Source organism: Mesobacillus thioparans, from assembly GCF_965138835.1.
GTDB classification, from domain to species: Bacteria; Bacillota; Bacilli; order Bacillales; family Cytobacillaceae; genus Mesobacillus; species Mesobacillus thioparans.
Window position 1 is genome coordinate 37,698 of the sequence record NZ_CBCSFH010000001.1, and the last position, 23,427, is coordinate 61,124.

General features: G+C 42.4%; 32 protein-coding genes and 1 riboswitch. Of the genes, 4 read left to right on the forward strand and 28 right to left on the reverse strand.

What is annotated here, in order from left to right; all coding sequences use genetic code 11:
• Window positions 1-378 precede the first annotated feature (378 nt).
• The 14 genes from ACNAZ4_RS00215 to ACNAZ4_RS00280 all read right to left on the reverse strand — a co-directional run bounded on the left by ACNAZ4_RS00215 (window position 379) and on the right by ACNAZ4_RS00280 (window position 7,949).
• Window positions 379-849, reverse strand: a complete 471-nt coding sequence (locus ACNAZ4_RS00215; RefSeq protein ID WP_415812189.1) for a GNAT family N-acetyltransferase — start codon at window positions 847-849, stop codon at window positions 379-381.
• On the reverse strand, window positions 846-1,583 hold the full coding sequence (locus tag ACNAZ4_RS00220; protein ID WP_415812190.1) for a class I SAM-dependent methyltransferase: 738 nt from the start codon (window positions 1,581-1,583) through the stop codon (window positions 846-848). Before ACNAZ4_RS00220 ends, ACNAZ4_RS00215 begins: the two co-directional genes overlap by 4 nt.
• A gap of 49 nt (window positions 1,584-1,632) precedes the next feature.
• On the reverse strand, window positions 1,633-2,070 hold the full coding sequence (locus tag ACNAZ4_RS00225; RefSeq protein ID WP_415812191.1) for a GyrI-like domain-containing protein: 438 nt from the start codon (window positions 2,068-2,070) through the stop codon (window positions 1,633-1,635).
• An 11-nt stretch (window positions 2,071-2,081) separates the two neighbouring features.
• Window positions 2,082-2,363 carry a phosphotransferase gene (locus ACNAZ4_RS00230; protein WP_415812192.1) on the reverse strand — a complete coding sequence of 94 codons (282 nt, stop codon included), beginning with the start codon at window positions 2,361-2,363 and terminating at the stop codon, window positions 2,082-2,084.
• Between the two features lie 5 nt (window positions 2,364-2,368).
• Window positions 2,369-2,917, reverse strand: a complete 549-nt coding sequence (locus ACNAZ4_RS00235; protein ID WP_415812193.1) for a phosphotransferase — start codon at window positions 2,915-2,917, stop codon at window positions 2,369-2,371.
• Between the two features lie 16 nt (window positions 2,918-2,933).
• Window positions 2,934-3,494, reverse strand: coding sequence for a DEAD/DEAH box helicase family protein (locus tag ACNAZ4_RS00240; RefSeq protein ID WP_415812194.1), 561 nt, complete (start codon window positions 3,492-3,494; stop codon window positions 2,934-2,936).
• Window positions 3,491-3,910, reverse strand: coding sequence for a VOC family protein (locus tag ACNAZ4_RS00245; protein ID WP_415812195.1), 420 nt, complete (start codon window positions 3,908-3,910; stop codon window positions 3,491-3,493). Before ACNAZ4_RS00245 ends, ACNAZ4_RS00240 begins: the two co-directional genes overlap by 4 nt.
• A 179-nt stretch (window positions 3,911-4,089) precedes the next feature.
• Window positions 4,090-4,413 carry a hypothetical protein gene (locus ACNAZ4_RS00250; RefSeq protein ID WP_415812196.1) on the reverse strand — a complete coding sequence of 108 codons (324 nt, stop codon included), beginning with the start codon at window positions 4,411-4,413 and terminating at the stop codon, window positions 4,090-4,092.
• A gap of 163 nt (window positions 4,414-4,576) precedes the next feature.
• Window positions 4,577-4,939, reverse strand: coding sequence for a DUF2500 domain-containing protein (locus tag ACNAZ4_RS00255; RefSeq protein ID WP_415812198.1), 363 nt, complete (start codon window positions 4,937-4,939; stop codon window positions 4,577-4,579).
• 80 nt (window positions 4,940-5,019) lie between these two features.
• A complete protein-coding gene (locus ACNAZ4_RS00260) occupies window positions 5,020-5,475 on the reverse strand; it encodes a GyrI-like domain-containing protein (RefSeq protein ID WP_415812199.1) in 456 nt (151 codons plus the stop codon).
• Window positions 5,476-5,533: 58 nt separating this feature from the next.
• Window positions 5,534-6,034: a GNAT family N-acetyltransferase gene (locus ACNAZ4_RS00265; RefSeq protein ID WP_415812200.1), complete on the reverse strand. Its 501-nt coding sequence runs from the start codon at window positions 6,032-6,034 to the stop codon at window positions 5,534-5,536.
• 53 nt (window positions 6,035-6,087) lie between these two features.
• Window positions 6,088-6,324, reverse strand: a complete 237-nt coding sequence (locus tag ACNAZ4_RS00270; protein WP_415812201.1) for a DUF3977 family protein — start codon at window positions 6,322-6,324, stop codon at window positions 6,088-6,090.
• Window positions 6,325-6,341: 17 nt separating this feature from the next.
• Window positions 6,342-6,737: a VOC family protein gene (locus ACNAZ4_RS00275; RefSeq protein ID WP_415812202.1), complete on the reverse strand. Its 396-nt coding sequence runs from the start codon at window positions 6,735-6,737 to the stop codon at window positions 6,342-6,344.
• A gap of 21 nt (window positions 6,738-6,758) precedes the next feature.
• Window positions 6,759-7,949, reverse strand: a complete 1,191-nt coding sequence (locus ACNAZ4_RS00280) for an FAD-dependent monooxygenase (protein ID WP_415812203.1) — start codon at window positions 7,947-7,949, stop codon at window positions 6,759-6,761.
• A gap of 485 nt (window positions 7,950-8,434) precedes the next feature.
• Here ACNAZ4_RS00280 and ACNAZ4_RS00285 point away from each other — a divergent pair, with 485 nt between their 5' ends.
• Entirely contained in the window at window positions 8,435-8,824 is a 390-nt protein-coding gene (locus ACNAZ4_RS00285) for an NUDIX domain-containing protein (protein WP_415812204.1), read from the forward strand.
• A gap of 154 nt (window positions 8,825-8,978) precedes the next feature.
• Here the strand turns inward: ACNAZ4_RS00285 and ACNAZ4_RS00290 are convergent, their stop codons facing one another.
• The 10 genes from ACNAZ4_RS00290 to ACNAZ4_RS00335 form a co-directional block, all read right to left on the reverse strand.
• A complete protein-coding gene (locus ACNAZ4_RS00290) occupies window positions 8,979-9,338 on the reverse strand; it encodes a cupin (RefSeq protein ID WP_415812205.1) in 360 nt (119 codons plus the stop codon).
• Window positions 9,339-9,377: 39 nt separating this feature from the next.
• A complete protein-coding gene (locus ACNAZ4_RS00295) occupies window positions 9,378-9,869 on the reverse strand; it encodes an NUDIX hydrolase (protein ID WP_415812206.1) in 492 nt (163 codons plus the stop codon).
• A 101-nt stretch (window positions 9,870-9,970) separates the two neighbouring features.
• Window positions 9,971-10,420, reverse strand: coding sequence for an NUDIX hydrolase (locus ACNAZ4_RS00300; protein ID WP_415812207.1), 450 nt, complete (start codon window positions 10,418-10,420; stop codon window positions 9,971-9,973).
• Window positions 10,421-10,526: 106 nt separating this feature from the next.
• Window positions 10,527-10,655: a hypothetical protein gene (locus ACNAZ4_RS00305; protein ID WP_415812208.1), complete on the reverse strand. Its 129-nt coding sequence runs from the start codon at window positions 10,653-10,655 to the stop codon at window positions 10,527-10,529.
• A 140-nt stretch (window positions 10,656-10,795) separates the two neighbouring features.
• A complete protein-coding gene (locus ACNAZ4_RS00310) occupies window positions 10,796-11,428 on the reverse strand; it encodes a class I SAM-dependent methyltransferase (protein ID WP_415812209.1) in 633 nt (210 codons plus the stop codon).
• 18 nt (window positions 11,429-11,446) lie between these two features.
• Window positions 11,447-12,376, reverse strand: a complete 930-nt coding sequence (locus ACNAZ4_RS00315; RefSeq protein WP_415812210.1) for a hypothetical protein — start codon at window positions 12,374-12,376, stop codon at window positions 11,447-11,449.
• Window positions 12,373-12,513 carry a hypothetical protein gene (locus tag ACNAZ4_RS00320; protein WP_415812211.1) on the reverse strand — a complete coding sequence of 47 codons (141 nt, stop codon included), beginning with the start codon at window positions 12,511-12,513 and terminating at the stop codon, window positions 12,373-12,375. Before ACNAZ4_RS00320 ends, ACNAZ4_RS00315 begins: the two co-directional genes overlap by 4 nt.
• 290 nt (window positions 12,514-12,803) lie before the next feature.
• Complete coding sequence (locus tag ACNAZ4_RS00325) at window positions 12,804-13,271, reverse strand: CcdC family protein (protein WP_415812212.1); 468 nt, start codon at window positions 13,269-13,271, stop codon at window positions 12,804-12,806.
• Between the two features lie 82 nt (window positions 13,272-13,353).
• Window positions 13,354-13,713 carry a response regulator gene (locus ACNAZ4_RS00330; RefSeq protein WP_415812213.1) on the reverse strand — a complete coding sequence of 120 codons (360 nt, stop codon included), beginning with the start codon at window positions 13,711-13,713 and terminating at the stop codon, window positions 13,354-13,356.
• A 143-nt stretch (window positions 13,714-13,856) separates the two neighbouring features.
• On the reverse strand, window positions 13,857-14,564 hold the full coding sequence (locus ACNAZ4_RS00335) for a cytochrome c biogenesis CcdA family protein (RefSeq protein ID WP_415812214.1): 708 nt from the start codon (window positions 14,562-14,564) through the stop codon (window positions 13,857-13,859).
• Between the two features lie 290 nt (window positions 14,565-14,854).
• Here ACNAZ4_RS00335 and ACNAZ4_RS00340 point away from each other — a divergent pair, with 290 nt between their 5' ends.
• Complete coding sequence (locus ACNAZ4_RS00340) at window positions 14,855-15,025, forward strand: aspartyl-phosphate phosphatase Spo0E family protein (protein ID WP_214707077.1); 171 nt, start codon at window positions 14,855-14,857, stop codon at window positions 15,023-15,025.
• Window positions 15,026-15,071: 46 nt separating this feature from the next.
• Here the strand turns inward: ACNAZ4_RS00340 and ACNAZ4_RS00345 are convergent, their stop codons facing one another.
• Window positions 15,072-16,865: an ABC transporter ATP-binding protein gene (locus tag ACNAZ4_RS00345; RefSeq protein ID WP_415812215.1), complete on the reverse strand. Its 1,794-nt coding sequence runs from the start codon at window positions 16,863-16,865 to the stop codon at window positions 15,072-15,074.
• A 2-nt stretch (window positions 16,866-16,867) separates the two neighbouring features.
• The gene (locus ACNAZ4_RS00350) at window positions 16,868-18,616 is read right to left on the reverse strand and encodes an ABC transporter transmembrane domain-containing protein (protein WP_415812216.1); all 1,749 of its coding nucleotides are present in this window, start codon (window positions 18,614-18,616) and stop codon (window positions 16,868-16,870) included.
• 188 nt (window positions 18,617-18,804) lie between these two features.
• Window positions 18,805-18,906, forward strand: a riboswitch (purine riboswitch).
• Window positions 18,907-19,035: 129 nt separating this feature from the next.
• Here ACNAZ4_RS00350 and ACNAZ4_RS00355 point away from each other — a divergent pair.
• Window positions 19,036-19,638, forward strand: a complete 603-nt coding sequence (locus ACNAZ4_RS00355) for a xanthine phosphoribosyltransferase (protein WP_415812217.1) — start codon at window positions 19,036-19,038, stop codon at window positions 19,636-19,638.
• Complete coding sequence (locus ACNAZ4_RS00360; protein WP_415812218.1) at window positions 19,635-20,945, forward strand: nucleobase:cation symporter-2 family protein; 1,311 nt, start codon at window positions 19,635-19,637, stop codon at window positions 20,943-20,945. The genes ACNAZ4_RS00355 and ACNAZ4_RS00360 overlap by 4 nt, the downstream gene beginning before the upstream one ends.
• 421 nt (window positions 20,946-21,366) lie before the next feature.
• Here ACNAZ4_RS00360 and ACNAZ4_RS00365 read toward each other — a convergent pair whose 3' ends face one another.
• Window positions 21,367-22,500 (reverse strand): bifunctional cystathionine gamma-lyase/homocysteine desulfhydrase, encoded by a 1,134-nt coding sequence (locus tag ACNAZ4_RS00365; protein WP_415812219.1) that lies wholly within the window; start codon window positions 22,498-22,500, stop codon window positions 21,367-21,369.
• Window positions 22,501-23,424 carry a PLP-dependent cysteine synthase family protein gene (locus ACNAZ4_RS00370; protein WP_415812220.1) on the reverse strand — a complete coding sequence of 308 codons (924 nt, stop codon included), beginning with the start codon at window positions 23,422-23,424 and terminating at the stop codon, window positions 22,501-22,503.
• Window positions 23,425-23,427 lie beyond the last annotated feature (3 nt).

A 23,427-nucleotide genomic window follows, 5' to 3' on the forward strand; every position in this document is an offset into this window, starting at 1 on the left:
TAATATTTATATTAATAGAGAAAGATAAAATCCATTGCCTCAATTTGTTAAGATTTTTTTAACATCTGTTAAAGCAGATAGAAGTGGGCACATACCAATAAGAAATTTATGATGACTTTAAAGACCATCGCCAACACTCCTTAAATTATGAGATCACCTACATCTATACTTTAGCACAGTATTGTAAAGATCAAATTAAACAAATTCGGCTATTTTGTAAACTTTTTACCGTTTTCCCTATAAAAATGTAGCAATGTTATCTTCTACCAACTATAACTCTGCAGTAAAGTCTACTTTTACAAAATTATTAATTACTCTGGCCAATCCTAATAATCATGTTGCATAATATCGAAGATTTCTTTGAAAGGGTTTTCCATACTACCCCTCCCTGCATCTAAAAATGCTTATGTAATAGTCTTCCTCAGGAAAATCGCCGACATAGTCAAAGCCATTTTCACGATAAAAGCTTTTTAATTTTTCATTTCCTGCCCAGCAATCCAGATACAGTCTTTCGGCATAACTGCGTGCTTTTTGACATGCCCAGGATACAAGAGTCGCACCGTATCCCTTCCCCTGGTATTCAGGGTGTATGGCTATTTGGTATAAGTATTTTACTTCTCCCTCAACATGCCATTGCCTCACATCTTTAATGCCAAATGTCCCGATAATATTCCCGTCAACGGATACTACATATAAGAATCCAAGCTGTTCCAGCAGCTGGTTTTCATCCCATGGATAATCCCATTGGTTCACACCTTTTTGATGTAGGGCCAGCGAAGCTGCATTTAAAACAGACAGGATTTCACTGATATCCTTTATTTCTGCTGGTCGGATTTCAATGCCAATCACCCCAGCTTCCTGCAAGCGAACATCAATACGAGCGGAATCCTCATCCTCCGCTCATATTCTTCCCTGGTGGAGAAGTTTTCGGCTTTCGGAGTCCCTTCTCTCAAATCCTCTACCATAAAACGGGTTTCCAATAAGAGCTTGAAGTACCCTTCGACTGTCCGATGGTATTTGATCACCTTTTCCCCGATCCACGGTTCAGCGCGTTCTCCCTGGTTGAAATAATCATCCACGACCCAGTCAGTTCTTCTGCCGCTGCCTTCTGCACTTTTCGAGGATGCAGTCAGTACTGGGTGCTGAACGCTGAATACGAACCTTCCGCCGGGCATCAGTGAGTCATGAACCTTTGTAAAAACACTGCCTAAATCTTCTAAATAATGGAGTGCAAAACGGGAAATGACTAAATCATACTCCTCTGCCTGTGGTCGCCATTCCTCCATTGTTGAGTGCAAAACCTGGCCAGCAGTGCCTTTCAAATGTTCCACTCCAACACGGGCCATATTTTCCGAGCCTTCCAAGCCTACATATGCCTCGGCATCTCTTCCTAGCAGCTCAACACCAATCTCCGCATCGCCGCAACCCAGGTCGAATATTTTTTTACCGTTCACATTTCCAATCAATTCGAGCAAGATTGGTTTTTCTATACTATTGTTTGGACTTTCAGGCCGTGTTCTGCGCTTCATGTAATTCTTGAAAAATTCCTCTTCCTCATAAGCTGATGCCCCTCTATACTCCATAAAAACCCTCCATTACCTTAAGAAGTTAAATCTTCGATATTTTATCATATTAGGAGTTAATAGGAATATAGATTTCTACCATTTCTATATCATTCTCAATAGGATGATAGGTTTCAATTATGTAGTTTCCGTCCAGTTCCTTTTGATATCCCTGTCCATCAATCCACTCATCAAGTGTTGAATACAATTTCCCCATCTCGTTCCCATGCCCGGAGATCATTCCGTAAGTATGCTGAATTTCTAAGAATTCCATTTCCTCCGGCAAGGATACAGGCTTATCCTCCACGCAAATTCCTACATAAAATGTCCCTTCAACATGATTGTTATTTTCTTTTGGCTCATAAACTGTCACTTCGGTCCCCTTATAATTTGGCATACGCTGTAATGATTGACGCGCCGCCTGAGGTACCAGCTGTGCATAGCTTTCAAATGGCCCACTATGTTTCATCCCAATCACTTTAAATTCCTTGTTCACAACCTGACACATTGTTGGCCCTCCTAAAAGAATTCATATAAACCTTCTTCAAAGTAACGGAACTCGTTATCTGATATTCGATATCGGGTATATCCTTCGTAAAAAGAAGCCAGTAATTCCGGCATATCCCTGAATTTCCGAATCGCCAAAGATTCATCATAACGAGGGTCCCCAAGTGTCATACCAGCAACATCGATAAACAAGCTGACTTCCCCATCCACGACCAATTCATTATCTGTGGTGCAGTCTCCATGGATGGTCGTTTGTTTTACCTTCTGCGGTTGATCACTTTCCAACTGTCTCAATAATGTTAAGCTCCATCAGCCTGTCCTGACTCAGCGTATACGCGAGCCCTGGCTAACTGGGTTTTAAGCCAGTCTGTTTCTGATTCTAAAACGGCTTCCTGCTCATGTAGCAGGTTGATAAACTGACCAAAACTCCTTACCAGCCTTTGTTTTTCCTTCATTGTTCCGGCATTTTTTATTGCCGCAGTCAATGTAATTCCATCCTCGAAAGACATCAGTAGATGACTTGCATCCTCTTCCTCAATGAAATCAAAATACTTCGGAACAGGAATGGAATTTTGACAGGATAAAGCTTGAAGCACTTCTGCCTCCGACTTTAACCATTCTCGATATTTGAATTTAGTCGCACTTTTCATAATATAAATGCCATCAGGTGTACCAACTTTCCTAACTTCAGAGGTACATCCTTGTTCAGGAAGTTTGACGAACTCAATTGCATCCCCCAGAAGATCTGCGAATAAAATTTGGCCACCGCTCATAAGTTTCCGCCTCCATTGCATCATTTGACCCTTTGAACAACAAAACGCAGCCAATTCCAGTATAATTTCTTTCATTTATTGGTTTTCCCAGTCACAAATTAAAATGGTGTTTGACACGACTGGCAACCTCGGCTGCAGTCAAATTAGTGTTATTTATTCTTATATAGTTGTCTCGTTTAATTTCACCTTCATATGAATTTAAGCGATATTGATCCATTGATTTCAACAATTCGTTTTCCGACCACTCGATGTTTCGCTTGGAGGGTTTTTGCGCCACCCGGTAGGCACTTTTGTTTCGTTCCAGTCTTTCTTCCACTTCTGCCTCAAGCTCAACAAAATACACTGTGCCGCCTTCTGACTCGAATAACCGGCAAACTTTCTCAACGTACTCCCAATCTTCCTTCATATCAAACGCCCAGACATAGGTGAAAATCATTCCGCTTTGATCACTTTTTGCCATCGCTTTGAAGAGTTCTTCTCTAAACAGGCCAACAAGCCGTTTCCCTTCCTTTGTCCCATAATCAAAAAAGGGATTTACCAGTTCAATCGTCATATGATTATGAAAAAGTTTTAGATCTGTTATTTTTTCCAGTTCATTCCCCACTGTCATTTTCCCGACCGCCTGCGGTCCAAATATCAAAACAAACTTCATAGTGATTCCGCTGCCATCCTCTTTTTATATTTTTTGCTAAGTTCACTCCATACATCGAATTTATTTCCGTCAAAATCATAAAAAATAAAATTACGGCCAGCATGTCCGCGGTTTTCGATCTCACCGACTTTTATACCTCGTTCAATAAAATCAGAATGCATTGCTTCAAGAGCGTCCTGCCCATCAACTTCAAATGTAAGAATGAACCTTTCCGCACCATTTACATCCCTGAAATTTGAACTTTCACCCGGAGACTTCACCAAAAACAGACTGATATCAGCCAAGTCCATGATTGCCTTGTCTTTGTCCAGATAATTTAATCTTGCACCAAGCATGTCCTTATACCAAACCGCTGACATCGCTGGTTCCAATACCGGTATGTAAATTGTCCCGACTCTAATTAATTGGTTATTCAATCTCCTCACCCCTATTATAAAGATTCTCTATTTCACAGATATCCCCTTCTTATTTGTTTATATATTCCATTTTTAACACTAAAAAAGCACTCCCCAATACGAGAGTGCATTAACCAAATTGGCTTTAACCAGATTTTTCAACCATTGTATTCATCTAAACACCACATCAACTATCTACGCTATTCCTCCTCTTTCCCCTTGATTTTCTCCCTTAGTTCCTCTAACTCCTCAATCGAAAGGCCTCCGAGTGCTTGTGAAATTTCCTCTTCGATCTCCTTTCTATTCCTTTCACGGTATTGATCCCACCACTCCCGCAGACCCTCCGTGTTGTTTAGCAAATATTCGATATCTATAACCTCGACTTCATCATCGGAAATATAATTAAGTACGGCTGCCAGCATATGGTTAACTCTTTCTATTTCATTACTTTCTTTGTGCTGGGTTTCTTTTTCCAGACCCTCAACTTCTTGGTCCTCTGGGGTTTCTTCTGCTTTCCGTGGCAAGGTCTCACCTTCTTTTTTTACCTTTTAATATGCATTATCCCCTAAAGATGGAATTTTATTGAATGCTGTTATTACGTACGCAGTACAAAAGAATTGTAGGGTTGAAACATGAAAAAGACCAAACCCGGCTGGTTTGGTCCTTTTTCCAAAAAAATCATTATTATTAGTGTCTTGTAAAACCCAAATAACGCGTTCCTTGAAAGGTCAGTTCTCCATCATCACCTTCAACCAACTGGCCGTATTCCTGGCCGTTTACATGAAGCTCCAATCTGTCTCCACTATCAAACTCGAAGGTCACATAATAAACATTATGCGCTCTAGTTTCTCCACCGCCACGTACGCTCGTTCTTTTTGTCACTACTTTCGCGAACGAATTCAGGCGTGGAGATTGGTTATTTTTACTCCAGGTACCTATGCCTTTGATAATCGTAAAAATGATAATGCCAAATACCAATATAAAGATCGCTCCTATAAAAATAGGGCCAAACGTAAACATAAAATCCATTCCCATTGGTTCTTCTATCATGAGCCATCCTCCCCTCACTATTCACTCAACGCTTATATATTCTTACGAAAATATTAGGAAAAAGATTCAAATTAATCCAATTATTTTATCGCATCCATCAGTTCCACTTCAATTTCGTCAGGATTTGACCAATCATGAAACACTTCCAAATGCCATTTAGCCGTTAACCTTTTGAAGCCTTGTTCATGAGTCCATTGATGAAGCTCGCTATATGCTTCCCGGATTTTTTTATTAGAGCCTTTATATTGTAAAATTGCATACTTTTGTTCGGGAATGCTCAAGGTCACCATGTCATCAGGAATGTCCTCAAAGTCTGATACTTCTACACAAACCCAATAACCATCCTCCTCGTCAGCTAAATTATCGACAACAAAAGCACCATACTGCAAAGATAGATTTTTCACATTCTTGATTTCATCTGCTCGCTCATTTAAGTGTTTTGATGCCTTCGGAATTTCCTTAATATAGTCATCACCCGGGCACAAAACCCTGATGCCTACTAGTTTGATTTCTGAACACTGCTTGATTTCAGGCATAGCCTTTTCCTCCCTTCATTCATGCTTGATATATCATTTCCCTGCGTAATTTTAATGATTAAAATTCCTCTAGTTGCAAATGGTAGATAAACATTTCTCCTTCTCTTCCCATAGCCCTTTTACCCTGGTCAATGAAGCCGCCTTTCTTGTAAACATTTTGCGCCATAATATTCGAGAGGTTAACAGCCAATATTATTTCATTCACTAAAGGAAAGTGTTCTTTTGCAAATTGCTTCAATAACCTGATTGACCCTGAAGCAATTCCTTTTCCCTGGTAAGGAAGATTGATGGAATAAGCTCTCAACAGCATTGCGTTCTGGTTTTCACTGTAAGCCTTTACGCCATCCCATCCATGAAGCACAAAAAATCCCGCCGGCTGCTCATCATAAAGAATGACAACAGGATGCCGTTCTGTTTCTTCCTCACATTTTTCCAAAGCGTCTGCAGGAAGAGCAGTGAATCTCTTCTGTGCATCAAGCAAGCTGTAATTCACTAAAAAACTTTTAAATTCATCTTTATAAAACTGCAGAGATACTGTTTCTTTTTTAGCCACTGACATCAAGAACTCCCCCCAATATAAAATTATGTTCTCTCCCCTTTTAAACAAGCCTACTATCTGCATACGATTCCTAATAGGAGTTTGAAGTTCTTATCGTTCTTATGTCCCTTTTTAAAACCCTCTCTAGAATCCAATATGATCACTGTTTTCCACAGCCAGAATCTTACATACGCTGAATGAAAATTAATGGGGCCCTGGATTCCCCGGACTTCATATTCGTTTCCGTCCTCCATTTCAATTTCAGTTCGTACCACCCATTTGTTTCCTATGCCGGCCTCGATATATTTCAACTACTCTAGCAACTCCTTTATTCCTTGCTTCTTAAAATGGCAGTTACTCTTTTATGCATTTCACTCTCATATATATATTCAAAGAAACCAATCTGATTTCCCCAAGGATCGGAAAATGTCGCCCACTTTACAGGAACTTCTTTTCTCTCATAAATCTCAAATAGGTTAACTCCTAGATCTTTGACTAATCGCGATCGTTCCTCCTCTATAGACCTGACACCTAAACGCAATGGTCCGCTTCCTTCTGAAGGTATTCCTTCAGCTACCTGAAGCCATGCCCCTGGCATCAACTCCCATTCAGCAAATCCTTCATGAGGTGTAAAATCCGGCTCTTTATTAAGTAACGTTTTATACCAGCGAAATCCTTCTTCGAAATCTGTCACTCGCACTTGATAAGTCAGTTCAAAAATCAATTTCCTTTCCTCCATTTCAAATCATCTTTCAATGAGATCTGCCGCATTATATCCAAGAACCCAATCAAGTCTTTTGATTTTAATTGCATCTGGAGTCTTCCTTAGCAGATGATTTCGCAGTCTAATAGCTGCCGAATTCTCGAGTTGCATCATTTCCGCCATCATTCTGGAGCTCTGGACAATTTTTTTCGTACGGGCGCGCCTCAAATGCTCATATTGATTCAGTGCTTGTTCAATTTCCGCTGGATTTTGTTTTAGACAATTTTTAAGGATTAGCGCATCCTCCATGGCCTGCGCTCCGCCCTGACCGAGATTCGGCAGCATCGGATGTGCCGCATCTCCCAGAAGTACAGCTCTTCCCTTATGCCAACTATCAACTGGCTTTCGGTCAAAAATCTCATGCACAAGGATTTTTGAATCTTCAGTTGAATCAATGACCGCTTCGATAGGGCCCCACCACCTGTGAAAATGGTGTAAAACAGTTTTTTTCTTTTTTGCAAGTGCTGTGAAAGTCCCTTCCGGCATGTTCACTGCTGCGAACCAAAACACTCGGCCCTTCCCTAAATGTGAAAAACCGAATCTCTTCCCTCTTCCCCATGCCTCAAAGCCTCCGCCAAGCTCCTCTGGAAAACGTTCATCCGCAAAATATGAAATCCCCCGGAAAGCGGTGAAACCCGAATAACGCAAAGGAGAATCCTCAACTATTTCCTTTCTAACTCGAGAGTGAACCCCATCAGCTCCAATGAGAAGATCCGCCGTATCCTTCTCACCATCTTCAAAAAAACTAGTGCATTTCTTCAGATCCTGCTCCATTCCTGAAAACTTTTTACCAAACACAACGGTGTCAGGTTTTAAATTTTCATATAAAATCCTTTGCAGATCTGGGCGATAAATCAAATAACTATATGTTCCATACCGTTCTGCCTGTTGATGGACCGGCATGTTCACGATAAGCTTGCCATCAGAAGTTCGTATTTCCGCCTTCTTGACTGGTGAACCCCACTGACGTACCTGATTGGCAACCCCTAACTTTTCCAATGCCTTAATCGCATTGGCTGCAAGCACAATGCCTGCACCTGTTTCTGTTAGCTCTGTAGCTTTTTCAAAGACTTTTACCTTCACTCCCTGTTGCTGCAAGGCAATCGCCGCAGATAATCCGCCAATCCCAGCGCCGATAATAGTTACTGCAGGCTTGTTTATTGCCAAAGACATCTGCCTCGCTCCTTTCTATCTAATCCTTGATTAAGCTTTCTTTCATTAATTACTATTTAGTTTGGTACGGCAGAATTCTTCTATTCTATCGGACACTTCTCTCGGCTGTCGGCTCCGGTTTGTCCGATAGAGCCTGTCTATCGGACTCCTTTTCACCCTGCTCGCTTCGATTTGACCGTTAGAGCCCTTCTATCGGACATTTTTTCACGCTTCACGCTTCGATTTGGTCGTTAGAGCCTGTCTATCGGACAATTTTCCCTCTTGCACGCTTGGGTTCGTCCGTTAGAGCCTGTCTATCGGACAATTTTCCCTCTTGCACGCTCGGATTCGTCCGTTAGAGCACGTCTATCGGACAATTTTTCCCGCTACACGCTCCGGTTTGTCTGATGGAATTTTTTTGAAAGCTGCTTTTCACTTTATGAAATTTCATAGGTAACAGTTATGGTAAAATTATGAAAATTCAACCTATATCGAGGTGCTACCTATTGACCAGACCAAGAGCTTTTGCTGCTATCATTAATGACAATAATATCCTCATGACCAAACACGTCTATCCGGATGGAGAGTTTTGGACCCTTCCAGGCGGTGGTTTAGAGGGTGGAGAGACATACGAAGAAGCTGTAGTACGAGAAGTTAAAGAAGAAGTGAATTTAGAAGTAGAAGTTGTCGATTATCTGTTCACTGGCCAATACAGTGGTGGTGAAGAACGGTGTTTCCTGGTCCGCCAGCTGAACGATCAAGAACCTTTTCTCGGATGCGACCCAGAGTATGGCGAGGACCAAACTTTAAATGAAGTACTATGGCATTCTTTGGAATCCATGAAGGATGACCTGCATGTTTCAATAGTTTTAGAAGCTTTGAAAATAGTAGTTTAAACAAAGACCCTTTATTATCCATGTTCTTAAATAAAATGGCTGGAAGGTTTGATCTATTTCTAAACCTTCCTACCTCCTATTTTTGGATTAGATACAGTAGTCAATCCATTCCCCATTTTCCAGTGAAAACTTCTCTTTACATTCAAGCCGTAAATCACGTTTCCACTTTTGCCATATAAGATCCCGGATTCAACTCTTCGCTTTCTATTACAAATGCTGTTAATCCTCTGTCTGTCTTTGTTTCATGCCATTCGCCTTTTTGCCAAAATACCGCAGTTCCAGGCTCTACTTTAAAGTACTCTTCCGATTCCCCTCGAACCACGCCGGAGCCGCTTACCACCAGCAAAAGCTGCGGCATGGTTGCCTGATGAAAACCGATGATCCCATCCGGGTCGAGATACATAAACCCAATATGGGTTGCGTTCACTGTCCTTACAATCCTTGACATCACAAAATTCGAATCGAATTTTGTGATATTTACTCCAATGTCCTTTTTGAAATTATAGAATTCCATTTTGCCCCTCCATTTCTTTTCACCAACCAAGTACCTCGTTCACTCACCAGCTCTGATACTATACTGCTTTACAATTAAATGCTGAGGAGTTTCTGGCAATTCATTAAGGGAGGTTCTGATAAACTCGGGATACAGCTTAATATTTTCAAGCTGGCTGATTGGCACCCATTGATAGACCAGGCGTTCTCCTTCTTCTCCAAAGAACGCTTCCGCTTGAAAATCAAAGCTGCCTTCCGTTGGTGATACATGATAATACAAGCCAATTTCATGAAAATTTCTATTGTTGTAGTCAAAGAAGTTTTCGGTGAACCAGAGAAGTCGGTCTACTTTGACGTCTATCGCCAATTCTTCCTTCACTTCTCTTACAATGCTTGTTTGTGAATCTTCCATCACCGTAACCCTGCCACCTGGCAGAGCCCAGTGATCATCGTCTGCCTGCTTATGTATGAGCACGTGATTGTTAACGATCATCACAGCTGCGACACGATAGTTAAAAATTGTCTTTTCCATGTAAAATGTCGCGTCCATCATTTTTCCTCCCCTATGTAAAAACTGTGCAATTCCTTTGCCAGCCGAGATTCAGGGATAGGAAGACTTTGACGTTGGCCTGGGAGAATATCTCCTGCCTGACCCTAGACTGTAAGCGCAAATTGCTTCATAAGATTCTTAATCATCGGGTTAAGCTTCTCAGGCAAATCATTCACATGAAAAAAGCGGGCCTCTTTCGTTTCCACTCCATCTGCTTTCAATTCTCCACCTTTAATATCCCTTGTCATATACGCAATCGTAACCGAATAAAACTCATCCCCGTTTGGCAGCTTTACATAGTGCTCTTTACCAGAGAAAACTCCAACCAACTTAAGCTTTCCTATTTCTAATCCTGTCTCTTCGAACACTTCACGTCTGCCTGCATCCTCTGTTGACTCTCCTAATTCAAGAAAGCCCCCTGGAACGCCCCATTGTCCGTCGTGTCGTTTCTGCAATAAAAACTCTCCAGCTTCGTTGATCACTGCCACTGCTGTTCCCACTAAAATAAGCGGCTGGTGGCCAACCACCTTCCGTAAATCTTGAATATATCTCATGACACCCTCCGATAGGTAAAAATTTTCTAGTTAAACAAGATTCGACAGCATCTTGACATATCCTTCTTTTTTCCAAATTTAAATAGATATTTACCTACATCGAGTGCTATGACGGACACTTTTCCTTTCTTTCCCGCTCTTTTTGTCCATCATCAGGCCATTGACGGACACTTTTCTTCTCATTCCCGGTTTTTCTGTCCATCATCAGGGCTATGATGGACACTTTTCCTCTCATACTCGCTCTTTCTGTCCGTCATCAATGCTATAACGGACACTTTTCCTTTCTTTCTCGCTCTTTTTGTCCATCATTAGGGCTATGACGGAAGGCCAGAACCAAATAAATAGCACCACCCAATCGGGGAGTGCTAAGTCAAATTAATATTTTCTAGTTATTATGATGATACCGCCACAGTGGGAAAGCGCCTGGAACTCCAACTTGCTTTCGTCTTTCAACATCGAATGCAATTCTTCAAAAACAAAGTAAAACTCATCATCATCCCAATATTCTTTGCTGTCATATTTGCAGGATTCTAACTGCTGTCTGGAGGCAAAAGCTATGTCCCCAATCAGAATTTTGCCTTCCTCTTTAAGCATTGGCAATAACCTTAAAATAAACCGTCCTTTTTCCTCGTCGGTTAAATGATGCAATGCATATGTACTGATAATGTAATCATACTTCTTTTCCTGAATGTCCTCAGGAAGTCCGTTGGTAATATCCCATTCGACCAAGTTGGCATTTGGCATCTTGGGTTGAGCAAGTGCGATCATTTTTGATGAAAAATCAATTCCATCGATCTGATGTCCATGGTCATACAGCCTGGATGTTAAAACTCCTGTACCGAAACCGATATCCAGAACCCTCGCATTTTCTTGCCCCAGCACTTCATTAAACATCGTATTTAAAATCGCTCTATATCCGGCGAATGGATATAAATCATTTTCCTCACTTACCTGCACGGTCTTGTCATAGCCATCCGCCCATAAATCAAAGCCCTGTTTGCTTAACATGGACTCCCTCCTCTGTTCTCATCTGACGCGATCCAATCTTTGATAATATTTTAAAACATCCTGTTCGAAAACAGTTACCGGCTTACCAGTCAGCTGTTCCAGCGCTTCATAAAAATCCTCTGTTTCTTTTGTTCTATAAATCAATTCATCCACAACACCTGTTCCATATTCTTGGACCAAATAATTCACAGTAAAATAACTTTGTAAATAGGGTTCTGAGATACCATCATGACGCACTTCTTGAAAATCATTGTCCCAGCTGATCTTTTCAAGTGGCTGTGCTTCGTATGGAGTTAAGCCGATGCCAACTTCTGTTTTGTCGTTTCCCACATATTCAGCTATACCTTCAAGGAACCAGGTTGGAAAAAGGGATCCTAAGGTTTCCGCTTTCTCTATTTTATTGAAAGTGGCGTAATGGGCATACTCATGCAAAATTGATTTTTGAAAGAAATACAGCGGTGTTTCTAGCTCCTGTAAAATCCCTTCCACGGACTCAGGGTCAACACTTACAGCAAGGACCTTTTCAAAATCAGAATAATATCCGGAAGCAGCCTTAATATTAGAATTCTTTACAATATCCTCCTTACTCATAAAAATCATATCGATGGGAACGTTTTTAGTACTGCCAAAAAGTTCTGCAGACTTATCCTCAGCCCATTCCAGCGTTTCGATGGTCAAGGGAATCAGAACTTTGTCCTCTTCCTGATAGTAAATGGAAACATGTTTATACTGCTGGTTCATGCCTGCAGCTTTATATTCTTTTTCCAGTTCACTGTCAAAGTTCTTGTTGACAAATGATTTGGCAATCACAAAAAGGCTTGAATTCTCACCTGTCAGCTCATTAAATTCACCTTGAAAAGATTTCGCCATCCCGACCATTCTACTTAGATAAAAACCAACGATGAATCCAGAGATTATCACCCAAAGCTTTATTTTTGGACCCTTCATTCCTTACCTCTATTCACTTGCTCTTCAAGCAAAGAGATAATCTTGTCATTCTGCTCGATCATTTTCTCATTCTGCTTTCTCAGCTTCGTAAAATCAATCATGAAAGCAAATAACAAGATGGCAATGATGATTGTCATTTCCTCACTCCTCCACAGTTAGCCAGCTAATCGCATCGTTCAAATTATCGGCAATATAGTCAGGCTGCACCTCTGCCCATAGTCCTTTAGATAAAAACCGCTTGAAGATTTTCCATATCCACCAAATATCTCTCCTTATGGAGACTTACTATTATCATAACATTCCATAAATTTGGTGAATATCCATTTTTTATAATAAAGCTATTTTGACTGTAAAAAAATAACTAAATGCAAAAATCCCCTCGCAATATGCGAGAGGATTCCAATTGAGTCGATATTGATCTTGCTGGTCATCCGTGAATTTCATTATGCAGCTTCTTGTACTGCAGATACATCGCAACCCGCCATGGTACGATCATTCCAAATGCAAGGATCCAGAACATACCGCTCAGTTCGCCAACATCGATGGTGCTGCTGAGTACGAGCTTTGCGATTACGCGGACTATCAACAGACCAATTAATATGAAAACAAATGCCTTGGACCTTTTAAGAAAGATTTCCCGGCCGCGCACTTCGAATTGCGAAGTTTTAATCAGCAGGATTGAGAATAACATTCCTACTGAAAGTGCCTCAATGATCTGTAAAAAGTGCACCCGAAACATCGGGAAGATAAACATGAGGGCACCAGTACTCATGAAAATTGGCGGCAAAATGATTTTCTTGGCTGATGCTGGTTTTTTGGCTGCCTTCATTCTCATAGCTGTCACAAAGATCGCCATGCCAACAGCGCCAACTGTAGATGCCAAAACATAATTCATCTATATTTCATCCCTTATTTTTAGATTACACTAATATTATAATGAAAAATAGCCATTTAAGATACACTTAAATGGCTATTATTTATCTTAGGACTCTTGATACTGAGTCGACTACCTGGGAATCATCGAATGGCTTCACAATAAAATCCTTCGCTCCCGCTTCGATGGCATCTACCACCATCTTCTGCTGGCCCATCGCTGAACACATGATGATTTTTGCATCCTTGAAATCCTTTTTGATTTCTTTTACAGCATCGAGACCGCTCATTTCAGGCATTGTTATATCCATTGTCACAAGATCGGGCTTAAGCTCGCGATACAGCATGACTGCCTCACGTCCGTTTTCAGCTTCTCCTACTATTTCGTGATCCGCTTTCTTCAGAATATTGGTTAAGGTGATCCTCATAAACTTTGCGTCGTCAACTATCAAAATTCTGGCCATTGCTGTATCCTCCCCGACAATCACAACAAGTATATTAATCTGTTAAATTTCCCCTAATTACTATATAACTATAAATAGTCATTATTTTCAATGTAAAGACACCGACAAAATTCTCATATATAAAAACGCGGGGTCAATATTTGCTAAAACCCTGAAAAATCGCCAAACAGCATGGAAAGAATTGAAATTAATTTTGTCATCCAGTCAAAGAATAGCATGATACCTACGAGAATCATGATATAACCGCCGATTTTCACAATTTTTACATTATGCTTGCGAATCCACTGCATTTTTCCGATGAAAAAAGAAAGAATGAAGAACGGAATGGCAAATCCGAGAGTATACGCAATCATATAAAGCATGCCTGATCCCGGGTTCGAGCTTGCAAGCAGGATGACTGATGCAAGAATTGGTCCGGTACAAGGTGTCCAGCCTGCAGCAAATGCCATACCGATCAATGACGATCCAAAGTAACCGGATGGTCGATTCTTGAACTCAATCTTCCTGTCTTTCATCAGGAACTCTGGCTTAAAGAAGCCAATTACAATCAGACCGAAAGCCACAATGAATATCGCGCCAAGCTGACGGATCAGATCTTGGTATTGGATGAAGAACTGGCCAATGAACGAGGTTCCAAAGCCAATTGCGATGAAAATCACCGAGAAGCCGAGCAGGAAAAATAATGTATGGAACAGGCTCCGTCTCTGTAGCATGGCGTTTTCACTTTTCAGTTCACCGACCGACATTCCTGTAATATAGGATAAAAATGCGGGATAAAGCGGCAAACAGCATGGAGAAATAAAGCTAAGGAAGCCGGCTCCCATAGCGATAAAAATATTGATATCTGACATCTTTCCATCTCCAGTCCATATTCGATAATCCCATTTTAACAAATTATTTTCACTATTATCATAGTTGAACTGTGAACAATTTATTAATTCTATAAAAATGATGTTTAACTTTTAAAAAATTGGGTAATAAACTTTAGTGTCTTATTTTTACAGGAAAATATTTTACAAATGTTTCTTTTGAAATTTCCCAGTATATGCTATATAATAATATAGCACTTGTAATAATTTCTATATTTATAACGATTTTACATAATATACTGTTGAAACATATAACAGAGAGGATTTTCACATTGTCTAAAGAGCAACTGATTACCCTTATAGAGAAAAAGCGGGAAGAGCTGATTGAAATCGCCTCAAAGAACGGTTTGAATTCAACGATCGCCATTCATTACAGCCAGGAACTCGACGAACTGTTGAATGAATATAATCGCGTCTATATTAAAAAAATTCCAGCACATTAAAAAAACAGCTAAACGCAGCAGGCGTTGTAGCTGTTTTATTTTTTTATTATCCCACAACATCCTCTAACCGTTCAACTGAACCATTCTGAAGCAGGTACATCTTATGGTAAAGCCCCTGGTGGGATATCAATTCCTGATGTGTCCCGCGCTCAACGATTTTCCCGTGATGAAGGACGATGATCTGGTCTGCATCCTGTATGGTTGACAGCCGGTGTGCGATGGCAATCGTTGTCCTGCCCTTTCGCATTTTCGCGAGTGCTGTCTGGATAGCTTCTTCCGTTTCGGTATCGATATTTGCCGTTGCTTCGTCGAGAACAAGGACCTTCGGATTCGCGGCGATTGTCCTGGCGAATGCGATTAGCTGCCTTTGTCCACTCGAAAAAGTCGATCCTCTCTCCGTAACCTTATGTCCATAACCATTTTCAAGCTTGTCGATGAAAGCATCTGCCTGGACGAATTCAGCCGCCTGCTTGATATCCTTATCACTCAAAGCCTGATTATGCAGCCTGACATTATCCCCAATCGTACCATAGAATAAGAATGGATCCTGCAGCACGAGGCCCATCTTATCCCGCAGCTCTTTCACCGGATAATTCTTGATGGAATGGTCATCGACCAAAATCTCGCCGCGCTCAAATTCATAGAATCGCATCAGCAGATTGATGATCGAGCTCTTGCCGCTCCCGGTGTGACCAACAAAAGCAATCGTCTCCCCAGGTTTTACAGTAAAACTGATGTTTTTCAGGACATCCCGCTTGCCATCATAGGAAAAACTAACATCCTTGAATTCGATTTTGCCATCATTGATTTTGTCCGATTCCGTTCCAGTCTGTGCCGGTGCAAGCTCCTCTTCATCAAGCAGCTTGAACACCCGTGAAGCAGCAACAATCGCCTGCTGGTACATGGAAAGTCGCATCATCATATTGTTCACCGGTTCGAAAAAACGGTCCAGATAATTGATGAATGCATAGAGGACCCCGATTTCAATCGGGCTGTCAAAGGAAGTGATCCCGAAAAAGCTGAGCACGATGATCAACGCAAGAATATACACGAGGTCAACCGCAGGGCGCAAAAGCAGCCCGTCTGCCTTGATGTTCCTCATCCCGGCCTCGAAATGCTTATCATTGATATCACCGAATTCCTTTTTCAGCCTTTCCTCCTGGCGGAACATCTGTATGATAGACATTCCCTGGAGTGATTCACTGAGCTTGGCATTCAATTGGCTGAGCCGCTCACGCATATCCTGATAAAACTTCGAGCTCAACTTACGATACAAGCTCATGATGAACACAATGAACGGCAAAATGAGCATCGTGAACAAAGCCAGTTTGACGTTCAGGATGAACATCGCCACGAAAATACCCAACAACAAGATCCCGCTCTGGATAAAGGTCGCTATCACACTGACAAACATATCCTTGATCGCCTCAGTATCATTCGTGACCCTTGATACAAGCGAGCCTGCGGGCGTTTTATCAAAATACTTCAACCCTAATTGCTGGACCTTCGTGAAGACATCAATCCTCATCTGCTGGATAATTTTCAGCGCGATTTCCTGGAACTTCAAAAGCTGAAAATAGGAAACAAGCACATTGAGGATTTGGATCCCGATGTAAGCTGACCCGAGCAGCAATAACGGTTCGAAAGGCAAATAGCCTTCCCTCAGATAATCATCGATGAAAATTTTCACTAAAATCGGCCCGAGGACATCCCCGACAGTCGCAAGCAGCAGGAATCCAAAGGCAATAGAAATCATTTTTACATGCGGCTTAGCATATGCAAGAAGCCGGAACAGCACCGACCGCTGCTCTTTTGCGTTTAATACAGGCATTTTTTCCATGGTCACCCTCCCTGCTCGACGAGTTCTTCAAGCTGCTGCCTCAAATACATGTCCTTGTACCAGCCATCTTGCTCCATTAGCTGATCATGTGTCCCGCGTTCAGCTATTCGGCCCTCTTCAAGGACAAGGATCAAGTCGGCATGATGGATCGCACTCAATCGATGAGCAGTGATAATCGTTGTTTTACCTTTCCGGTTCTCTTTCAATGCAGAAAGAATCTGTTCCTCGGTCTTTGCATCGACTGCTGACAGCGAATCGTCGAGAATCAGGATTTCAGGATTCATAACGAGGGCACGCGCAATGGAAATCCGTTGCTTTTGCCCTCCTGAGAGAGATACGCCGCGCTCCCCAACCACCGTCTTGTAGCCATCAGTAAATTCAAGTATGTCATCATGGATGTTCGCCACTTTGGCCGAATTATGAATGACATCCTTCTCGACAGATGGATTTGCAAAAGCGATGTTTTCCTCGACTGTGGCTGAAAAAAGGAAATGATCCTGAGGAACATAGCCGATTGCCTGCCTCAGCCGGTCAATCTTATAGTCCTCGATATTCCTGCCGCCAATGGCGATGCTGCCATTCGAAAGGTCGAATTCCCTGATCAGCAGTTTCAGCAGTGTAGTCTTTCCTGCTCCCGTTTTTCCGACAATTCCTAGTGTCTGTCCTTTTCCTAGCCCAAATTTGACTTTTTTCAAAATCGGTTCGGGGTCACCCGGATAAACAAATGATTCAATATTATATTGAATATCTCCCTCTGGCACGATATCCAGGGCATCGGCTTTGTCCTGAATGTCGATCTTTTCATCAAGCAATGCAGAGACACGGTCATACGACGCCCGCCCACGCTCGACAATATTGAAAAACCAGCCGAATGCCAGCATCGGCCAAACCAATAGTCCGAGATAGGATGTAAAGGAAACCAGCTGCCCGATCGTCAACTCTCCGTTCAGTACATATCTAGATCCAAACGCAATTGACAGGAAAAAAGAGATCCCGACTATGATGGAGATTGTTGGGTCAAATAGAGCATCCACTTTTGCAACCGAGATGTTCTTGTTCACGACATCCTCGGACTGCTTTCGAAAATCCTCGATATCTTCGCTTTCCTGGCCAAAGGTTTTAATTACTTTTATGCCTGTGATGCTTTCCTGTGTCTTGTCATTCAGATCGGAAAATGCTTCCTGAGCCTTATGGAATCTTTTATGAAGCATGGTTCCGTACCAGCTTGTCAGCATGGCCATGAATGGCATTGGAATCAAGGCGATCAAGGTCAGCTTCCAGCTGATGGTCGCTGCCATGGTAATGATGACAAACCCGCCGGTGGAAACTGAGTCAACGAACGTCAGGACACCTGCACCTGCCGTCTGCTGGATTGCGGACAAATCATTGGTTGCATGGGCCATCAAATCCCCTGTCCTTCTTTTCTGGTAAAAGGACTGCGACATACTCGTGAAATGCGCATACAAACGGTTCCTTAACAATCGGGACAGTTTTACCGCTGAACCGAAAATCATGATTCTCCAGTAATAACGGAGCGAATACATCGCCAATCCCGAAGCCGCCAGCACGACAATCCATTTGCCCAGCTTTCCTGCCGTAAGAGTCCCGTTCGTAATTTCATCTACGATAATCCCGATCACCCGGGGCGGCACAAGCTGGAGCAGTGCTACGAACAGCAACAGGAAAACCCCTGTTAGGTAAGCTTTTTTCTCTGACTTAAAGTACCATAATAAATCCTTGAATACGCTCATATGTATATCCCCCATACACCTCAAATGCTTAAATAGTTTATCAAATATTTGTAAAATGGGGAAGATTTTTTCTTTTATGAATTTCGAATCCTTAAAGTTATTTGGCTAAAAAGCGAACATTACCTAGTAATTTAAATACGAAAATACGGTTTTAGTGGTTGAAGAATGCAAAAATGGTGTTATAATGACTATAACTTAATTCATTCACTCATATAATCGCAGGGATATGGCCTGCAAGTTTCTACCGGATTACCGTAAATGATCTGACTATGAGTGAGCAATGGAAGAGGCAAATTCTGCCCTCTTCTTGTCTGCAGCTGCAATTCAAAAGCCCAAGACCATTGCTTCACTCAGTTATGACGTGAATGCATGGACTTCGGGCTTTTTTTATCGGCTCGGATAAAAAGAGGAGGATTAACATGGAACAGCTAATTGAAAAAATCAAAAACGATGGGAGTGTCCTTTCGTCATCCATTCTAAAAGTGGACTCTTTCCTGAATCATCAGATCGATCCGGATCTTATGAATGAAATCGGATCAGAGTTTGCCAGAAGATTTTCTGGATCAGGGATTACGAAAATCGTAACCATTGAATCTTCCGGTATCGCACCGGCTGTCATGGCAGGACTCCACTTACAGGTACCAGTTGTTTTTGCAAGGAAAAGAAAGTCTCTTACTCTCGTAAATGATCTGATTACAGCATCTGTTTACTCTTTTACGAAGCAAGAGAGCAATGAGATCTCTGTGTCGAGTAAATTCCTGAGCGAGAATGATAAGGTGTTAATTATTGATGATTTTCTGGCAAATGGACAAGCGGCATTGGGACTGGCAGAGATAGTGAACAAAGCCAGAGCATCGATTGCAGGTTTTGGAATCGTAATTGAAAAAGGATTCCAGGATGGCGGCCGCCTGTTGCGGGAAGAAGGCTACCGGGTTGAATCACTTGCGGTCATTCATTCACTTAAAAACGGCATCGTAGAATTTGAAATTACTGAAGAAGGAAAGGCGGAACTAACACGATGAAACAGAATCCATTTAAAATTGCTTCTTTAGGAATCCAGCATGTTTTGGCTATGTACGCAGGCGCGGTCATCGTCCCTCTGATTGTTGGCGGCGCGCTTGGGCTTTCAGGGGAACAACTAACGTATTTGGTTTCAATCGATATTTTCATGTGCGGCATCGCTACCCTCCTTCAGGTTTGGCGGAACAAGTTTTTCGGAATCGGCCTTCCAGTCATGCTTGGCTGTACTTTTACAGCAGTAGGACCGATGATTGCCATTGGCGGGCAATACGGTATCTCAGCAATCTATGGGTCGATTCTGATTTCAGGAATTTTCGTAGTTGCTATATCAAAGTTCTTTGGGAAGCTGGTCCGGTTTTTCCCACCTGTTGTCACCGGATCTGTGGTCACGATCATCGGAATCACCCTGATTCCAGTTGCCATGAATAATATGGCAGGCGGCCAGGGAAGTCCTGACTTTGGTTCCCTCTCAAATATCAGCCTTGCTTTTGGGACATTGCTTTTCATTATTGTTCTATTCCGTTTCTTCAAAGGATTTATCCGTGCCATAGCCATTTTGCTTGGACTGGCTGCAGGAACAGTTGTTGCCTATTTTATGGGAATGGTTGATTTTTCAGCTGTTAAGGAAGCATCGTGGTTCCACATGCCAGCTCCTTTTTACTTCGGACTTCCTACATTCGAGGTATCCGCCATCCTGACGATGATCCTAGTTGCAGTGGTTAGTTTAGTGGAATCCACAGGAGTCTACTTTGCACTCGGAGATATATGTGATGAAAAGTTAGAGGAAAAAGATCTGGAGAATGGTTATCGTGCAGAAGGGCTCGCAATCATCCTTGGTGCATTCTTTAACGCCTTCCCTTATACAACATATTCGCAAAATGTTGGCCTCCTGCAAATGTCAGGGGTTAAGTCAAAGAATGTCATCTATACAGCAGGGTTCTTCCTGGTTCTCCTCGGATTGATGCCTAAAATTGGCGCGCTGACCACGATCATCCCAACTCCAGTACTCGGCGGAGCAATGGTCGCGATGTTCGGTATGGTCGTTGCCTACGGAATCAAGATGCTCAGCAAAGTGGAATTCTCTTCACAGGAAAACCTATTGATCATCGCATGCTCTGTCGGAATGGGACTCGGAGTCACAGCCGTACCAGAGTTATTTTCACAGATGCCATCCAGCATCCGCATCCTGACAGACAACGGAATCGTCGCCGGAAGCCTGACAGCCATCGCATTGAATCTCGTTTTTAATGTTTTCAAAGAGACTAAAGCAGTTAAGGAACCTACCTTTGCCGGACAAAAAGCTTCATAGGTTTGTAGAAATGGAAGAAAGAGGCGCCAAGCGTATTGGTGCCTCTTTTCTATGGAATGAAAGCCGTTTTATTGGTGACTTGTTTTTACTGTATCTGGATTTTTGGTGCTCCAATCAGCTCTATTGGTTACTCCATTTTCCTGATACTGGATTATTAGTGTCCCAATGAGCTCTATTGGTTACACTTTTTTCCTAATACTGGATTTTCCGTGTCCCAATAAGCTNTATTGGTTACACCATTTCCCTAATACTGGATTTCCAGTGTTCCAATAAGCTCTATTGGTNACNCCATTTCCCTAATACTGGATTTCCAGTGTTCCAATGAGCTCTATTGGTTGCACTATTTCCCTAATATAGGATTTTAACGACGCCAATCAAGCTAATTAATCACATTTTCAGAGCTTAACAGACTAGCTTCCTTCTATTGTAAAGCCTGCTTCAAATCCTCTAGCAAATCCTCCACATCTTCAATCCCGACAGATATACGGATCAGGCCGTCGGTGATTCCCAACTCAGCCCTTCTCTCTGCCGGAATGGAGGCGTGGGTCATTTTTGCGGGAACAGAAATCAAACTTTCGACTGCTCCGAGGCTTTCAGCAAGTGTGAAGTATTGGACTCGACTGAGAACCTCCGCTGCTTTTTCTGCACTTCCTACGTCAAAGCTCACCATTCCGCCAAATCCGTCTGCCTGCTCCTTTGCGATTGAGTGCTGTGGATGGGATTCTAGACCTGGGTAATAGACTCTTTCTACTTTCTCATGACCAGAAAGAAACTCGACGATTTTCTTTGTGTTCGCCTCATGTGCTTCCATCCGCAGGCCCAATGTCTTGATTCCCCTGACCAGCAGCCAGGAATCCTGAGGCCCTAAAATCCCACCGGTAGAGTTTTGGACAAAATGAAGATCTTCCGCGAGCTGTTCATCATTCACGACAACCAGACCTGCTACCACATCACTATGGCCGCCGAGATATTTAGTGGCCGAATGTAGGACGATATCTGCGCCTAAATTCAATGGGGTTTGCCAGTATGGCGTGCTGAAGGTATTGTCAACGATGGTCAGCAAACCATGTTCTTTTGCCAGTTGTGCACTTGCTTTAATATCGGTGACCTTCAAAAGCGGGTTTGTTGGTGTCTCGATATATAAGGCCTTTGTGTTTGGCTGGATAGCCGATCTGACAGCCTCCAGGTCAGTTGTGTCCACAAATGTTGATTCTATGCCAACCCTGTTGAGAACTTTATTCATGACCCGATAGGTTCCGCCATAAACGTCATCGGTCAGGACAATATGGTCACCTGAATCGAATAACATCATTACGGCAGTAATCGCCGCCATTCCTGAGCCAAAAGCAAATCCTCGGTTCCCATCTTCCAGATCCTTGATTAGTTCCTCTAGGGCAAATCTCGTCGGGTTCCCTGTCCGTGAATATTCATAGCCGCTATGAACCCCGACACCTTCTTGTTTGTAAGTACTTACCTGGTATATTGGAAAGGATACAGCACCAGTGGTCTTGTCACCCGGAATTCCACCGTGGATTAGTTTTGTTTTGCGTTTCATTTAAATTCCCCCCTCGTATATTTTTTTGCTTAAATAACGCTCGCTTCCATCAGGAAAGATGGTTACGATTTTGGTGCCTGGAGGGGCTTTCCGTGCTTCCTGTAAAGCTGCATGAAGAGCTGAGCCAGATGAACTCGCAGCAAGTATTCCTTCATTAGCCGCAAGTTCTTTCACACGATCAAATGCATCTTGGTCTAAGACAGTGTAAATCTCATCAAAATAAGAAGTGTCCATATAAGTAGGAAGAAATTCCATCCCTATGCCTTCTGTTTTATGAGAACCAGCTGCACCCCCGTTTAGAATGGATCCTTCTGGTTCAACAATGACGGTCTTTACTGTTGGATCCTTCTCTTTTAAAAACCTTGCAGTACCCATGAAAGTCCCTCCAGTACCGGCACCAGCTACGAAAATATCAATCTCTCCATCCAGGTCTTCCCAAATTTCGGGTCCCAATGTTTTATAATAGGTTTCGGGGTTGGCTGGATTGGAAAATTGCGACGGCGAATAGGAATTGGGGATCTCCGAAAGTAGCTGCTCTGCTTTTCGGATGGCACCCTCCATTCCTTCTGAAGTCGGTGTGTGGATGATTTTTGCTCCTAGCGCCTTCATGATCGCCTGCTTTTCGATACTGAATTTTTCCGGAACCACAAAGACTACATTAATGCCTTTATTGATCGCCGCCAATGCAAGCCCGATACCAGTATTTCCAGCAGTCGGCTCAATCAATGTCCCACCTGCTGCCAATTTCCCGGTACAAAATGCCCCATTGATAAATTCGATTCCGAGGCGGTCTTTAATACTGCCGCCCGGATTCAGGTATTCCAGCTTTGCAAAAAGTTGAACCCCGGCTGGCAGATCGAATTGAGTCAGTTCGATCATCGGCGTATTTCCAATCAATTCATGGATACTGCGGTAAACCGTCATTGT

What these genes read in the sequence shown, in the direction of transcription:
- ACNAZ4_RS00290 (WP_415812205.1), bottom strand. Translation starts at nt 9,338, where the DNA reads ATGGAATTCTATAATTTCAAAAAGGACATTGGAGTAAATATCACAAAA.
- ACNAZ4_RS00240 (WP_415812194.1), bottom strand. Translation starts at nt 3,494, where the DNA reads ATGAAGTTTGTTTTGATATTTGGACCGCAGGCGGTCGGGAAAATGACA.
- ACNAZ4_RS00345 (WP_415812215.1), bottom strand. Translation starts at nt 16,865, where the DNA reads ATGGAAAAAATGCCTGTATTAAACGCAAAAGAGCAGCGGTCGGTGCTG.
- ACNAZ4_RS00225 (WP_415812191.1), bottom strand. Translation starts at nt 2,070, where the DNA reads ATGTGTCAGGTTGTGAACAAGGAATTTAAAGTGATTGGGATGAAACAT.
- ACNAZ4_RS00235 (WP_415812193.1), bottom strand. Translation starts at nt 2,917, where the DNA reads ATGAAAGAAATTATACTGGAATTGGCTGCGTTTTGTTGTTCAAAGGGT.
- ACNAZ4_RS00335 (WP_415812214.1), bottom strand. Translation starts at nt 14,564, where the DNA reads ATGTCAGATATCAATATTTTTATCGCTATGGGAGCCGGCTTCCTTAGC.
- ACNAZ4_RS00220 (WP_415812190.1), bottom strand. Translation starts at nt 1,583, where the DNA reads ATGGAGTATAGAGGGGCATCAGCTTATGAGGAAGAGGAATTTTTCAAG.
- ACNAZ4_RS00320 (WP_415812211.1), bottom strand. Translation starts at nt 12,513, where the DNA reads ATGACAATCATCATTGCCATCTTGTTATTTGCTTTCATGATTGATTTT.
- ACNAZ4_RS00315 (WP_415812210.1), bottom strand. Translation starts at nt 12,376, where the DNA reads ATGAAGGGTCCAAAAATAAAGCTTTGGGTGATAATCTCTGGATTCATC.
- ACNAZ4_RS00370 (WP_415812220.1), bottom strand. Translation starts at nt 23,424, where the DNA reads ATGACGGTTTACCGCAGTATCCATGAATTGATTGGAAATACGCCGATG.
- ACNAZ4_RS00355 (WP_415812217.1), top strand. Translation starts at nt 19,036, where the DNA reads ATGGAACAGCTAATTGAAAAAATCAAAAACGATGGGAGTGTCCTTTCG.
- ACNAZ4_RS00365 (WP_415812219.1), bottom strand. Translation starts at nt 22,500, where the DNA reads ATGAAACGCAAAACAAAACTAATCCACGGTGGAATTCCGGGTGACAAG.
- ACNAZ4_RS00255 (WP_415812198.1), bottom strand. Translation starts at nt 4,939, where the DNA reads ATGATAGAAGAACCAATGGGAATGGATTTTATGTTTACGTTTGGCCCT.
- ACNAZ4_RS00260 (WP_415812199.1), bottom strand. Translation starts at nt 5,475, where the DNA reads ATGCCTGAAATCAAGCAGTGTTCAGAAATCAAACTAGTAGGCATCAGG.
- ACNAZ4_RS00295 (WP_415812206.1), bottom strand. Translation starts at nt 9,869, where the DNA reads ATGATGGACGCGACATTTTACATGGAAAAGACAATTTTTAACTATCGT.
- ACNAZ4_RS00350 (WP_415812216.1), bottom strand. Translation starts at nt 18,616, where the DNA reads ATGAGCGTATTCAAGGATTTATTATGGTACTTTAAGTCAGAGAAAAAA.
- ACNAZ4_RS00330 (WP_415812213.1), bottom strand. Translation starts at nt 13,713, where the DNA reads ATGGCCAGAATTTTGATAGTTGACGACGCAAAGTTTATGAGGATCACC.
- ACNAZ4_RS00325 (WP_415812212.1), bottom strand. Translation starts at nt 13,271, where the DNA reads ATGAATTATGTTTTGGCATCTACAGTTGGCGCTGTTGGCATGGCGATC.
- ACNAZ4_RS00280 (WP_415812203.1), bottom strand. Translation starts at nt 7,949, where the DNA reads ATGTCTTTGGCAATAAACAAGCCTGCAGTAACTATTATCGGCGCTGGG.
- ACNAZ4_RS00360 (WP_415812218.1), top strand. Translation starts at nt 19,635, where the DNA reads ATGAAACAGAATCCATTTAAAATTGCTTCTTTAGGAATCCAGCATGTT.
- ACNAZ4_RS00300 (WP_415812207.1), bottom strand. Translation starts at nt 10,420, where the DNA reads ATGAGATATATTCAAGATTTACGGAAGGTGGTTGGCCACCAGCCGCTT.
- ACNAZ4_RS00310 (WP_415812209.1), bottom strand. Translation starts at nt 11,428, where the DNA reads ATGTTAAGCAAACAGGGCTTTGATTTATGGGCGGATGGCTATGACAAG.
- ACNAZ4_RS00265 (WP_415812200.1), bottom strand. Translation starts at nt 6,034, where the DNA reads ATGTCAGTGGCTAAAAAAGAAACAGTATCTCTGCAGTTTTATAAAGAT.
- ACNAZ4_RS00305 (WP_415812208.1), bottom strand. Translation starts at nt 10,655, where the DNA reads ATGAGAGGAAAAGTGTCCATCATAGCCCTGATGATGGACAGAAAAACC.